The organism is Acetobacter sp. (assembly GCF_047721705.1).
In the GTDB taxonomy this organism is placed as follows: domain Bacteria; phylum Pseudomonadota; class Alphaproteobacteria; order Acetobacterales; family Acetobacteraceae; genus Acetobacter.
On the sequence record NZ_JBDNXK010000090.1, the window covers coordinates 1 to 11,956 of the forward strand.

13 protein-coding genes and 1 pseudogene are annotated in these 11,956 nt (G+C 58.5%); 6 read left to right on the plus strand and 8 right to left on the minus strand.

All coding sequences use genetic code 11. The features are described 5' to 3' along the window. Positions 1-96 precede the first annotated feature (96 nt). Positions 97-873 carry a hypothetical protein gene (locus ABF824_RS13230; protein ID WP_415489478.1) on the plus strand — a complete coding sequence of 259 codons (777 nt, stop codon included), beginning with the start codon at positions 97-99 and terminating at the stop codon, positions 871-873. A gap of 387 nt (positions 874-1,260) precedes the next feature. Here ABF824_RS13230 and mobF read toward each other — a convergent pair whose 3' ends face one another. From mobF to ABF824_RS13245, 3 genes are read right to left on the minus strand one after another with little or no spacing between them, the layout of a single operon-like run. Next, on the minus strand, positions 1,261-4,446 hold the full coding sequence (mobF, locus tag ABF824_RS13235) for a MobF family relaxase (protein WP_415489479.1): 3,186 nt from the start codon (positions 4,444-4,446) through the stop codon (positions 1,261-1,263). Beyond that, positions 4,443-4,754: a hypothetical protein gene (locus ABF824_RS13240; RefSeq protein ID WP_415489480.1), complete on the minus strand. Its 312-nt coding sequence runs from the start codon at positions 4,752-4,754 to the stop codon at positions 4,443-4,445. Before ABF824_RS13240 ends, mobF begins: the two co-directional genes overlap by 4 nt. Beyond that, positions 4,751-5,527, minus strand: a complete 777-nt coding sequence (locus tag ABF824_RS13245; RefSeq protein ID WP_415489481.1) for a Bro-N domain-containing protein — start codon at positions 5,525-5,527, stop codon at positions 4,751-4,753. Before ABF824_RS13245 ends, ABF824_RS13240 begins: the two co-directional genes overlap by 4 nt. A 344-nt stretch (positions 5,528-5,871) precedes the next feature. On the opposite strand from ABF824_RS13245, the gene ABF824_RS13250 reads away from it, so the two are divergent. The 5 genes from ABF824_RS13250 (at position 5,872) to ABF824_RS13270 (ending at position 9,075) form a co-directional block, all read left to right on the plus strand. Continuing rightward, complete coding sequence (locus tag ABF824_RS13250) at positions 5,872-6,411, plus strand: hypothetical protein (protein ID WP_415489482.1); 540 nt, start codon at positions 5,872-5,874, stop codon at positions 6,409-6,411. 3 nt (positions 6,412-6,414) lie between these two features. Further along, positions 6,415-7,233 (plus strand): FAD-binding oxidoreductase, encoded by an 819-nt coding sequence (locus ABF824_RS13255; protein ID WP_415489483.1) that lies wholly within the window; start codon positions 6,415-6,417, stop codon positions 7,231-7,233. Positions 7,234-7,236: 3 nt separating this feature from the next. Further along, entirely contained in the window at positions 7,237-7,716 is a 480-nt protein-coding gene (locus ABF824_RS13260) for a hypothetical protein (RefSeq protein WP_415489484.1), read from the plus strand. Between the two features lie 178 nt (positions 7,717-7,894). Beyond that, on the plus strand, positions 7,895-8,662 hold the full coding sequence (locus ABF824_RS13265; RefSeq protein ID WP_415489489.1) for a hypothetical protein: 768 nt from the start codon (positions 7,895-7,897) through the stop codon (positions 8,660-8,662). A 14-nt stretch (positions 8,663-8,676) separates the two neighbouring features. Next, entirely contained in the window at positions 8,677-9,075 is a 399-nt protein-coding gene (locus tag ABF824_RS13270) for a hypothetical protein (RefSeq protein WP_415489485.1), read from the plus strand. Between the two features lie 79 nt (positions 9,076-9,154). Here the strand turns inward: ABF824_RS13270 and ABF824_RS13275 are convergent, their stop codons facing one another. The 5 genes and pseudogenes from ABF824_RS13275 to ssb form a co-directional block, all read right to left on the minus strand. Next, entirely contained in the window at positions 9,155-9,466 is a 312-nt protein-coding gene (locus tag ABF824_RS13275; RefSeq protein ID WP_415489486.1) for a hypothetical protein, read from the minus strand. Next, positions 9,463-9,714: a hypothetical protein gene (locus tag ABF824_RS13280; RefSeq protein WP_415489487.1), complete on the minus strand. Its 252-nt coding sequence runs from the start codon at positions 9,712-9,714 to the stop codon at positions 9,463-9,465. The genes ABF824_RS13275 and ABF824_RS13280 overlap by 4 nt, the downstream gene beginning before the upstream one ends. A gap of 160 nt (positions 9,715-9,874) precedes the next feature. Beyond that, positions 9,875-10,228: a hypothetical protein gene (locus ABF824_RS13285; protein ID WP_291366526.1), complete on the minus strand. Its 354-nt coding sequence runs from the start codon at positions 10,226-10,228 to the stop codon at positions 9,875-9,877. A gap of 127 nt (positions 10,229-10,355) precedes the next feature. Then, positions 10,356-10,811: a hypothetical protein gene (locus ABF824_RS13290; protein ID WP_415489488.1), complete on the minus strand. Its 456-nt coding sequence runs from the start codon at positions 10,809-10,811 to the stop codon at positions 10,356-10,358. Between the two features lie 141 nt (positions 10,812-10,952). Next, positions 10,953-11,372: pseudogene (gene ssb, locus ABF824_RS13295) on the minus strand (single-stranded DNA-binding protein); the annotation flags it as partial. Positions 11,373-11,956: the final 584 nt, after the last annotated feature.

Genomic DNA, 11,956 nt, shown 5'->3' on the forward strand with positions numbered 1-11,956 from the left:
TATTAAAAATACATTCTCTCGATAAATCTCATAAAACATAGTTCAATAACTACTTCGTACCTTATCTATTCTAAATTCGTCTATCTGGAGGATAATATGGCAGCAACAACAACGTATGTGGAAACTTCGGATTTTCCGACCACACCACGACCTTTGACCGGAAACATTGGTGAGACAATGGATAATGCAGATGGCTTTTCCGGAAACATCATTGCGACGGCGGACTCCAGTACTTACGAAGCAGCGGACTACGATACGGGCGGACTACGATATTATATGGGAACCTTATGGCTGGGCGGGATAACGAACCCAAGCAATCAGACTGTCAACCTGATTATTACAACCAATGATACTGATATAGCACTTTTTGAATGCACCCCATCAGCAGGATCAGCACCGACCAATATTATATTTGATGGTTCAAATGACAGTATCAGTATGGCACCCGAGGTTATTTTATCCGGGGCTAGTGGAGAGGTCATGGATTTATCCAAGACTGGTATTTACCAGTATACAGGATCGTCGACCGCTCCATTAGAAAACGCTTATGTAATTATACATGGAACCGGAACCGGTAATGACACTTTCACTGGTTCCGCCTCTACAAATGTATTGTATGAAGGCACGGGGAACAGCAATTTCTATCAGAGTGCCGGCAATGACCTGATTTCATGTTCAGGCGGTAGCAGCATTTACCATGCAAATGACGTTTGGGCGAACTATGAAGGTGGATATCAGGACCAAAGCGGCAATAATTTTCTGAACAATGGTGAAGATTGGCTTTTCCGCGACCATGGTACTGGAAAAATCATCGATGTTGACGAACGTACCCACGGTAATAATCAACGGTGTGACATACTCATCTTCAAATGAGAATGCAGCTTCTCTTGCCTGGAGCAATACGACTTCCGGAACGACAGCAGCAACGGCGTCTGCCTACTCTGGAAGTCTCAGAGCGACCTTAACCGGAACTGATATTCTTTCTACGGCAAGCACCACCGATCTCCATAAGTCAGTCCTTGCAGATTTTGCGGTAGCGGCATTGGGCTCAGCAAGCGTCGACTCGATCTCGTCGGGGTCTGGTCAGTCGGCCGCTTATGATGATCACGCATATTCCGCCTCTGGTGCAGCGGTGTTACTGACCCAGGCCGACCACTCTTCGAGCGTAATAGCCCCAAACGATCAGTCTTCCTCACTCTCCTCCATCTGAAATCGATTTGCACGGGTAATCAAATTACCGTTTGACGAAATACGCGCCTCTCACATCCCAAGCGACAATGAGGGGCCGTGTTTCGCACTATATGTCGCCCGCTGTGCCCGCAAATTGCGCTCTGCGGTGGTGACCGCCTTACCACTGCGTGTCATCAAGACCTCAATCTTCCGATCAAGATCGACCAAACGTTGGCCCGCTACTTTTTCGAAAGTCAGCGCCTGAACTTTTCGCTGAACTTCGCTCCCATAATCTCGGTCCGTTTGGGCCAGCGTCTCCTGAGCGACGCCGAGACGGATCAGCTCCTGCACGCGCTGATCGCGCTCCTCGGGCGTCCGGAAAGGCACGTCCATACCCAGTGCCTTGTAGGGTTTGTTGGCCATCGCCTTTGCCACGTGATCCCAGAGTTCGTCGCTGGTGACGGGCGTAAGATCGCCCAAGGCCCTCTGATTCCGCACCGCCTCAAACGTCGCGGCGTCCGAAATCATCGTCCAGGTCGTGCCCTTGGCGCGGCTCTCGGCCACATAGCTGGTAAAGCCGGTCGCGTTGCCGACACCGCGTGGCATGGCGTTGATGTGCTCGTCCGACGTCAGCCCCTGAGCGGCATCCACCGTCATGGCAAAACCGAACCCCAGAAGCACGCGCCCGCTCTTGGCGTCACGGAAACGGCGCCACTCGACGTCGGCCACCTCGCCGTCCTTGGTCCGGACACGTAGACCGTCCTTGCTGTGTGCGACCACGGTGACGACATCGCCATTGTTGCCAACGGTCTTGCCCTGCCCGTCCACCGTGCCCCATGTGCGACGATAGAGCCGCAGACGATCTCCGGCCGCGACCTGCAGATCATAGGTCTCGCCGCGCTGGTCGATGGCCTGCACGGTGATCTCCTTGCGCGAGATCTCGCCCCGTTCCTGCAGGATCGAGCGCACGGCACGGCTGAGGTCGGCCGCATCCCGGTTGGTCAGCGCGGACATGGTGACGCCCCTCTTGGAACCCGACGCGGCCAGTGCGTCCCGACGGGTGACATAAAGCCGGGCGATCTGCTGCATCACCTCATCCTCATCACCGCCCACGAGGCTGATCGTCCCGTCCTCGCGCTTCATGTCGATCGCGCGCCTGACCTCATCGAAATGAAAGCGGTTACGCGGGTCGTCGTCGTTCTCCGCGTCCGTGCGCGCATAGGCCGCCTTGCCTTTGACGCGATACGCATCCAGCTGCTCACGGGTCGCCTCCTCCCCGCGAAAGAGACCCGCGATTTCGCGATTACGCGCTGTGGTCTGACGCACGGTGGAGAGAAGCTCCGGCATGTCTTCTTTGGCCAGCACCCGACGTAGGATCTCGAGGGCATCGCCAGCCTCAATCGACTGCGCCTGCTCCCGGTCGCCCAGAACCTTGATCGTGCAGCCCGTGCGGCGCTGCAGTTCCATGAGCTGAAGCATCTGCCGGGGCGCGACCTGTCCCACCTCGTCGATCACGAGAACCGTGTTCTCCGTGACGGTGTGATCGCCTTTCTCCAGACGCATCAGGAACGGAGCCAGCGCCCAGCGGTCATGGATCCCGGCTTCGGCCAGTGCGTCGGCCTGACGCCACGCCGTCGCCAGACCGATCACCTCGCGCCCCTCGGGGGCGAAGGTAGTGTCACCCTTCCACGCCGCCACCAGCGGCTTGAGGAGGAAGGTCTTTCCCGACCCGGCGACACCGGTCAGCATTGACAGCTTGCCGCCACGTCCCAGGGCGTAGATCGCGGCTTTCTGGGCCTGGCCGTGCTCGTCATCGTAATGGCCACCGCTCGCCTCAATGGCCGTGCGGATCTGTTCGTCCGACAGCGAGGCGCTGCGGTCACGGCTTGCGCGGGCCGCCTCGCGCGCAAGGGTCTCCTCGATGCGGATCTGCGCGCTGTTGGTCACGCGCACCCGGTCATTCTTGAGCGTCGAGACCAGCGAGACATGCTCGTCGTGCAGCGTAAGCCCCCGCTGCTCGATCATGGAGACAACCGCGTCGATGTCTTTCACGCCACCCGGGATACCGGCGCCGATCAGCCCCCGCGCGGCATACATGCGCAGTTTATCGTGATCGAGCACGGCCGCCGTCTCAAACTCTTTGGCAAGATGACGCGCCGCGAACTCATAGGCCTGCTCGTGGCGCTCTTCGAGGGAAAGGCTCTCCGGGCGGCACTTGTCGATAACGCTTTGCGGCGTCCACCCCACAGCCGCGGCGCGTTGGCGCCACGCTTCTTCGTCGATGCCAGACTCATTCTTTTTCTGGCGATAGGCGAGACTGGCGGCCTTGAGCATCCTGTTTTTCAGCTCGGCCGTCATGGTGTTCCAGTCGTGCCCCTCCTTCTCCGCGTAGGCCCGCGCCTCGCGCGTCACCTGGGCGGTGCGGCTGCTGAACGCCTCGTTCGCCGCCTGCGGGATCGCTGTAACGACGACCGCCTGTTCCTTTTCGTCATAGGCGGTCTCCACGCCCAGCTCTCGCAGGTAATCCGCCAGACGGGCCTGAAAGTAGGCACCGAACTCATGGACCCGCGACCGCAGGCGCTTGGTGTCGAGGGAGCCGATGTGCCCGTCTTCGGTCAGGACCATGTTGTAGAGGGTGTTGTGGATGTGCATCTGGGGATCGCCACCCGTATTGGCTTCCGTCAGATAGGTGGTGCCGGAAAGGGAGTCCTCAAGCGCGACCGTGGGGCGCGAGGTCCGATGCCGATAGGAGGACCAGGCCACCTCGCCCGCATCCGCACCGGCCTCTCCACCGTGCCCCCGGCGTGCGTGGCCCAGTTCACGCGCCACGTAGCGCATGGTGTCATCGTTGGCCTTCTGCATGGCATGCCATAAAGCCGCATTCTCAGCCTTCGTGGGAGCGAACTCCGCAGCCAGTGTCACCGACTTGTGGGGGGCCATTGTCAGATCATAGGCACTGATCTTGCGCTTCGCCGCCGACCACGCCTCCCCGGTGTCTGCACGTTTCGCCTCGAACAGGCGGGCCAACGTCTGCATCGTGGGCGGCTGCCGGCGATCAACCCCGAGCGCCTCGGCCATGCGCTCACTCATTTCCGGATTGAAGGACGCGCGGCCATCGCGTCCGAGATAATAGTTGGTCAGACGCTCGCCATCGGCATCCGGCTCCTTGCCTGTATCCATGCGGAAGTCATGTTCGGGATCCGGCTGCCCCTCAGTGAAGTAAGCGGCAACCACCGCGCCCTGGCATCCCGCCGAGATCTTGCGGAAGGTCATCATGACAGGTGGGCGTCCTCGTCGCCGTCGCGACGCACGGGGCGTCCCTCGAGATGGTCGAGTGTGAAGCCCGTCGTGCGATCAATCCGCCGCAGGATGGGGTTCTGTTCCTGAACAACCTCGATCAGGCGGGCCAGAAGATCGTCGAGCGTCGGGCCTTCGGTCTCCTTGGGTGACAGGATCTCGATCAGAAGTGAGAGCTTTTCGCTGACGCTCCGCAGCTCCTCCCGCTGCTCATCCATGCCCTCCTGTAGCTCGGCAGCCCATCCCGGGACGGTCGAAGAAGCGGACGGCTCAAGGGTCTCGCTCATCGCCGCACCTCCCTGACGGGCACCGACACGACCGTTTTCGGTCCCTCACTGTCCGGTCTGAGGGCCAAAGCACCCGCGCCCAGAGCGGTCGCGATCCCGATCGTCCGGTTTAAGGCGACAATGTGATCGCCCGACAGGCTGTCAGCCTCCAGATAGGCCAGATGGGTCCGCCACAGGGCGCTCACCAGCCCGATGGCGTGAACCATCCCCTGCACGTCATTCCGGGCGACGCGAGCCAGAAATGCCTCATCCGGCTCCTCCTGAATCAGTGGAAACTCACCGACCTCTCTGCGAACCACGACGTAGCGCCCTGGCTTACGAAGATAGGTCAGAAGAGCCGTATCCTCGCTAGACCGCGCATCTGCGTTCTCGTCGGTCGGGGTTCCTGCGTCTCCATAGGTTCCTGTCCGCCGTATCGTGGGCAAGAGATGCGACGTAACCCAACGCCTGAAATCAGCGGCCTTCGGCTTGCCTGACTTGAAGATCAGGTGGAACAGGCCGCTTTCGTTTACGACCACGACAGTCTGTGGCCCGCCAGACGTCTGGATCGACGCTCGCCCCGCCTCGTCCTCGTCCAGCTGGCTCGTTACCGATCCACGGTGGGTATAGCCAAGCGCACAGGCCAGATCGTCGGCTACGAACCATGGTGCGCCCCCGACCATGACCGAGCGCACGGTCATACCTTCAAAGACGTGCGCGAGCCCTGCGAGCACCGCATTGGGGGAAAGGTCAGGGAGCGCCGCATAGTCTGGGCGAACACGTTTACGGGGCATTGTGAAGGCTCCATCCAGGTTGTTCGCCTAACCATCCTCTCTTCGCGTGCGACTTATGAGAGCTTTACGCATCTCCCTTTTCCGGCCTCCCGCGCTGCGACGGCAGGGGGTAGCTCATACCTACCCCCTTCGCCTCCCTTCGGTCGCCCTCGGCGTAGCCCCCGCACCAACGGTGCAATGGTCTATGAAGACCCTTCTTTTTATGGGTGGTGCTGTGGTGGCCCAACAGTGGCTCTAGGGTGGCCTTACAGTGGAATAGGGGTGGTATTGCGGTGCTGACGTAGTGGCATAAGGGTGGTATCGGGTGGCAGATGGGTGGAACCCGAATGCCGGGGAGGAACTTTATGGCGAAAAAACACGGCCGGGAGCGGTTGGCTCAGCTCGTTTCGGAGACACACACCAAACCCACGGCGACCGCGCTCTATGAATGGGTTCTGGCCAATTATGACGATATTGAGAGTCTTCGGCACAAAGGGGACTCATGGGCTCCCTACGTGAAAGCAGCCCGAGCAGATGGGGTCGATCTTCCCGATGAGAAGTTAGCCCTGCGTCGAATAGAGCGATGCTGGAACCGTGCCGTTGGGCGGACTGCCCGTCGCATGAGCCGCGCCTTACCGGCAACGGATGATGTTCCAGCCGAGAAAACGCCTGCTCGTTCTTCCATGCCAAGTCGTCAGGACCGGGACTGGATCCCCCCCGTAGTCACCTCGTCAGACCACACGCAAAAAAGCACGCACAAAGTCGCAGAGAGAGACGTCATTGTCGGGACTGAGCCCGTCGGGAAAGAACCTCCTTCACCAGAGGTAAAGGCGCGGCTCGACCAAATCATGGAAAAGGTCCGCCGCGCTCAGATTGAACAGTGGGGAGGGCCAATGGAAGGATAAGGCATGAAGGACGCAAAGACGAAGACAGGACCGGAGACCCGTCTTCCTACGCTTTACGTCGCAATAGGACGTCAACGGGTAGGCAAAACGACCCTGTTGAAGCTGATCGACGAAGTGACCAAGCATCAAGGCGGCGATATTGAGGTCTGGAATGCTGACACACTGAACAGGTCAAACTCCGTCGCTACAATCGGGCGAGAAGTTATTCAGGCACCTGGGCAGAGCGTACCCGAGCAGACAGACTGGCTTCTTGAAAAACTCGACGGCATGAAAGCCAGAGGGAAGGATGTCCTCCTTGATGTCGGTGGCGGCTGGACGGCTTTTCATCAGGTCGTCAAGGAAACGGGCCTTCTGGAGGGCCTTCCGGATATGGGCATTTCGTTAGTGTCCTATTTCGTCATCGGGAACGAAAACGGCGATCTCGATTATCTCGACAACCTCCAGCAGCAGAAGTTTTTCCCACCACGCTGCGCCATCGTGATCAATGGACATCTCTTGCCTCAAGGGACAAACACTCCCCAGGCTATGGCCGACATTCTCAGCCATCCTGTTGTGACGAGGGCAATCCAGCACGGTGAGACACAGGTTTCGATTTTTCCGGTGCTCAACGGGATCAAGAAACTTAACGACCGAAATCAAGGCTTTCTGGATTACGCCAATAATGTGCCCGTGAATGGCTTCCCCCCAAGCGGCGTTCTGGATCGTCTTCGCGTCAAGAAATGGCTTCAGGAAGCAGTACCCAAATTCTTTGACGATATGGGGCCTGAGTTGCTTCCTCGGATGCCAGACGGCCTTCCATCCGTGACATGGAATATCGGGTGAGACATGGAAGCGGCATCCTCATTTCCCGAAGACGAAATTTCACGGCAATTCTCGAAGCGTATCAGCGAACTCCGAGAAAGCGCGGAGGAATGGATTGGACGGCCAGTAGAGTCAGAACAGAAGCTCCTTCGCGATATTATTTTTCTGATGGTGGCACTGGGAGACCAGTGCCACGGGACGCGTGCCGCTCTGAGAGAGACAGCCGCCCAGTGTCGCAAGGACACGAATGACGAGATCCGTGAAAGCCGCAAGCTGATCGGTGAAGGTGTCAGGGCGGTCGAGACGCTCAAACAGGTCAACGAAAAGACCGTGGACGCTCATCTTGCCAAACTCCTGATCCGGATCGGCAAGGACATCTCGGACTCAGTGCAGAAAAGCGTCGAACTCGGCAACAAGCGCGCGGCATTGGAGATACACTTCCGCACTGTGCTTTATGGGTCGATCATCTTCTGTCTGGGGTTCGTCTTCGGTCATGTGATGTAGGTGTGACAGAAACTGACACACCTCACGGGCTCTCGAAGAATAAAGAGAAACTACCCCGTAAAGTCGCACGATGGCCACTCATCATGGCGTCTCCACACAACGAGAGGAGATGCCAGTGCGACCCGCCTTTCCCAGATCCCGACGACGACGAGCTGCCGGGCTTTTTGCCTTTGGTCTGATGGTCGTCTCGGGAACCTGTCTGCACGCACAGACAATCACGGTCCCGAACGGTCTCCCACAGGGACCGATCCCCACCTATGAGGAAGTGGGGCTGGGCGGCTACACTCTGCCGACGTCCGGGGGAACGCGGACAATCGGCGGCGATGGCTCTACCGTCAGCACCTCGACCGCCACCAGCACCGGAACAGACTCTGACGCACTCCAAAAGATGTACACCGCGTCATGGGGCTATCAGGCCGGTCAGAACGCCGAAGCCCTAGAGGTCAATCCAAGTGCTCTGGCGGCAACATGCGTCGTCGAATCAGGTTGCGAGAATCTCTATACCGCCAACGCAAACACTTCGATTACCGGCGCTTTCCAGATGAGCAACAGCACCTACACGCAGGAACTGAACAAAGCCCTTGCGGCCGATCCATCGCTTGCCAGTACGATCGTATCCGGCACAGCGGGACAGCAGGATCCTGCCACTCAGGCGATTGCCGCAGCCCAGTATCTCAAGGATGGCGCGACGTATCTGGAAAAGAACGGAGTGAGCAGTCCCACCGCCGTCGATGTGCGCGCGTATTACAACTACGGCCCGGCCTCTGGGGCTGCGGTCGCCAACGCATCCGACAGTGACAGCATGTATTCGGTATTAGCCAGCAAAGGCTATTCGGCCGATACCTTGGCGAAGAATGGGATCTCCACTACTGAGACCGTCGGTCAGTGGAAATCCGCTGTTGCTACGAAGATGGGCACAGCCGCAAATGCGTCTGTATTACTCTGAAAGGATTTAAGTCTATGCGGAAATTGCTTGCTGCCTCTCTCGGTTTTGGCCTCAGTCTCACCGCTCCAGCTTTTGCTCAAGGCAACCACGTCGTTGGCCTAGTACAGGGCTACACCTGCATGATGGCAGATATCCCTGATTCCGACAGGATGAATTTCACAAATCCCATGTCGTTCAAAGCTGCACCTGATGCCTCAGCTCCGGACGCACTAGTCGTAACGCCACAGGTGGCCGTGAAAACCGGCGCACAGCCAGTCAACGGCTTTCTCCCAGTCTTGCAGGCGAACGGCAAGGAAGCCTGGATCGAAGCCTCAAAAGTAGCGCCCTATTCTCTTCCCGGTATGCCCCGGACAAAATGTTATGTTGCGAAGATGTCGAACGGTGCCATTGGATTTAGCCACCCGACCGAGTAACGCCACTCCTGCAATACCCAACAAAAAGGCCGCCCACATTGAGGCGGCCTTTTCCGTATCGGCACGCTCACAATTGAGATCAGGAGATTGTCTGCCGGGCTCGCAGGCGTGCGACGATCAGGTGTCCCAGAGCAATAGCTCCCCGGATGACCACGTACCCGCACACCACAAGCGAGATGAGACCAACGACAGACAGACACGCCGTCCAGAACATGACGGTATGGACGTGTGCGGGTCGAACCAATAGGTCGCAAAGCTCGTGGGCCCGTGCCACATCTACTGGCAGGATCCTTTTGTCCGTGACCGATAATCCGGCTCCGGTCCAGGCGCGACAGGCGTTGCTAAGGGATGCCAGACTGGACGACACAGCGGCAGGGATCTGGTCTCTCATACCGCTACCTCCCTTTTTCCTTCGTCCGCCCTTTGTGTTGTCTCCAATTCGCGCAGAATGGCGTCGTTTCTGGGCCTGATGGGACAAGGATTTGCGAGATGGGCATCACGCAGCCGCAGAAGCCAGCCGGAGCGGGCTTCATCCAGTGCGGAACGTCCTTCGAGACATCGCCGCAACTGCGTGCGATGCATCCTGCACTTTTCAGCGGCAGCGTTCTCCGAGGTCCAGCCGATGTGGAACAGGACCATGGACAATTCGGCTCCCTTGAGCCGGACGGATGGGGATGTCGTGTCTTTGCTCATGCCCCAAGCGTAAAAACCCCGCCTGCGACTGTACGGGACAGCCGAAAAAAAAGCGTCCCGAAGGACGCTTTCCTTTCACCCCGATATCTCGCCCCAAGGGCTGACGTCACAGAGACAGGAACGTCCCTGCAATTCCGTAGCTACTCGCGGCAACGTAAAACATCAGGCCTGCTCCGAGGACAATTATGGGGCCTGTGACGGTCTCTCCTTCTGCGCTACAGCGTTTCAGAGCGCACGCAGCCGACACCATGCACCAGATCCCGGACAGCGCCACGACCGCGAAATCAGTCGTTGACGGGTTGCGCCAGTGAACGCTCATGCCGAACCATGCAAAGGCCAGCCCCATAAAAACGCTCTCCCATTTTTGCGGACCTGTGTAAGCGTCCACGATATTGCGGACAGCGTTCCGAGCGATAGTCGTGAGGGTCACTCTCTGTCTGGCAGAACTCTTGGTGCTCATTTTCTTTCGTCCATCGTGCCATGCAAATTAAGTTATGTGAGTCGTTATTAGCACGCCAAGCGTGCGACTTTAGAGGCGACCGGAAAAGAAAGAGGCATCCCGTGGGCCGCCCGTCATTTGGCCTCTCTTACTCTGGTCTGGTGAGATGACCGACCCATCGTCCACCCTGCATGAACGCTATGGAGTAAGGCTCGAGCGACCATGAAAGGCGCACGCTCTGACCGATGGAAAGAGCGTTGTAGGCGTCCCTCGACACGCCAACGTCATAGGTCAACCCGGTCGGCAATTTGATCCGTATCTCGGGCCTGCCTTCTCCGATGTAGCCATACAGCGGCCACCACTGCTTCGAGAGATATTTCTCCCTGACGGTGGCCAGTCCTTCGGGCGGCTTTTCGCCCGGTTGCTGCACGGCCTGCGCTACGCCAGCGACGACAATCCCGAAGCCTACGCCACCCAGCAGGAACAGCATCCCCAGACGCTTGCGCTGCTTCGTCTTGCCGAAGACAGTCAGACGGGCACCCCGGATAGCGCCGAGGCTTCCGACTGTCATTCCTACCACCTGCACGACATCGGCTGTCATCATAACCCGCCGTTCCTTACTTCAATCGCGTCCCGCACCTAGCTGAAACGGTGTTCCAACGCCACGATCTTCAGAAAAAGGGGCCGGAGACCGGCCCCCTGACGGTCAATCAACGCACGGCGCGAAGGGCACCTCATCGTCGAGGCCCCCGAAGCCAGACCCGGCTGGCGCTCCGCCACCCTGCTCACGGCCCTGACCACCTTCGTTGTTGTGGTTGGTGTCGATGAGCACCAGCTCACCACCAAAGCGGTCGAGCACGACCTCTGTGGTGTATTTTTCCTGACCAGACTGATCCGTCCACTTCCGCGTCTGCAATTTCCCCTCAAGGTAAACCTTGCGCCCCTTGCGGAGAAAACGCTCGGCCACGTCCCCAAGGCGATCATTGAAGATGACGATACGGTGCCATTCGGTGCGCTCGCGGCGCTCACCGGAAGCGCGGTCATTCCACGTTTCGCTTGTCGCGAGACCGAAAGAGACAACTTTCTGTCCACTCTGCGACGTCCGTACCTCGGGATCACGTCCGAGATTACCAACGAGAACAACTTTATTGACGGAACCAGCCATAACACACTCCACACAGCTATTACTTACGAGAACACAGCAAATACTGGTTTTGTGGTGGGAACCATTCCCCGTCCACAAGAAAAGAATAGTACAGACCGCCGATTGCTACAAGCAAAAAAGCCCGGAAAACCGCCAATAATCGAAAATAAATGGCCCGAATTGGCGCTTTTATTGCTTGCAATACTTGGTCTAAACCAGCGTTTTACTAGACCATATCCTGCCTGGGTGCGGGGCGGCGAGCGCCCGCTGACGGTGACGAGAGTGGAGGGACTGAAGGCGTTTTTCTGAGCCACATCCTGCCATCGGCCAAGACAGCGCACCGGGCAGATCGTCAGGACCGAAGCCGCCTGAGCAAGCCGGTCAGCGTGCGGGCAGCGCGGGGCAACGCCCTGCGATGAACGCACGATGGCCAAGGCGCGGCGTGGGTGGCGTAGCCGCGAAGCGGGACCGCAACGCGGTCGTCTTGAGGAGCTGCACGGGGCGTTGTCACACTGATCGCTGGATGCCCGGCCGTAAGTCCCGCAACGTGCCCCTCTGATGCGGCGAAGCCGTGTCAGAGGGGTTGAGGAACCGTCCACACTGCC

Bases quoted from the DNA above. Each gene is read 5' to 3' on its own strand.
- ABF824_RS13230 (WP_415489478.1), top strand. From the start codon at position 97: ATGGCAGCAACAACAACGTATGTGGAAACTTCGGATTTTCCGACCACA.
- mobF (WP_415489479.1), bottom strand. From the start codon at position 4,446: ATGATGACCTTCCGCAAGATCTCGGCGGGATGCCAGGGCGCGGTGGTT.
- ABF824_RS13240 (WP_415489480.1), bottom strand. From the start codon at position 4,754: ATGAGCGAGACCCTTGAGCCGTCCGCTTCTTCGACCGTCCCGGGATGG.
- ABF824_RS13245 (WP_415489481.1), bottom strand. From the start codon at position 5,527: ATGCCCCGTAAACGTGTTCGCCCAGACTATGCGGCGCTCCCTGACCTT.
- ABF824_RS13250 (WP_415489482.1), top strand. From the start codon at position 5,872: ATGGCGAAAAAACACGGCCGGGAGCGGTTGGCTCAGCTCGTTTCGGAG.
- ABF824_RS13255 (WP_415489483.1), top strand. From the start codon at position 6,415: ATGAAGGACGCAAAGACGAAGACAGGACCGGAGACCCGTCTTCCTACG.
- ABF824_RS13260 (WP_415489484.1), top strand. From the start codon at position 7,237: ATGGAAGCGGCATCCTCATTTCCCGAAGACGAAATTTCACGGCAATTC.
- ABF824_RS13265 (WP_415489489.1), top strand. From the start codon at position 7,895: ATGGTCGTCTCGGGAACCTGTCTGCACGCACAGACAATCACGGTCCCG.
- ABF824_RS13270 (WP_415489485.1), top strand. From the start codon at position 8,677: ATGCGGAAATTGCTTGCTGCCTCTCTCGGTTTTGGCCTCAGTCTCACC.
- ABF824_RS13275 (WP_415489486.1), bottom strand. From the start codon at position 9,466: ATGAGAGACCAGATCCCTGCCGCTGTGTCGTCCAGTCTGGCATCCCTT.
- ABF824_RS13280 (WP_415489487.1), bottom strand. From the start codon at position 9,714: ATGGTCCTGTTCCACATCGGCTGGACCTCGGAGAACGCTGCCGCTGAA.
- ABF824_RS13285 (WP_291366526.1), bottom strand. From the start codon at position 10,228: ATGAGCACCAAGAGTTCTGCCAGACAGAGAGTGACCCTCACGACTATC.
- ABF824_RS13290 (WP_415489488.1), bottom strand. From the start codon at position 10,811: ATGATGACAGCCGATGTCGTGCAGGTGGTAGGAATGACAGTCGGAAGC.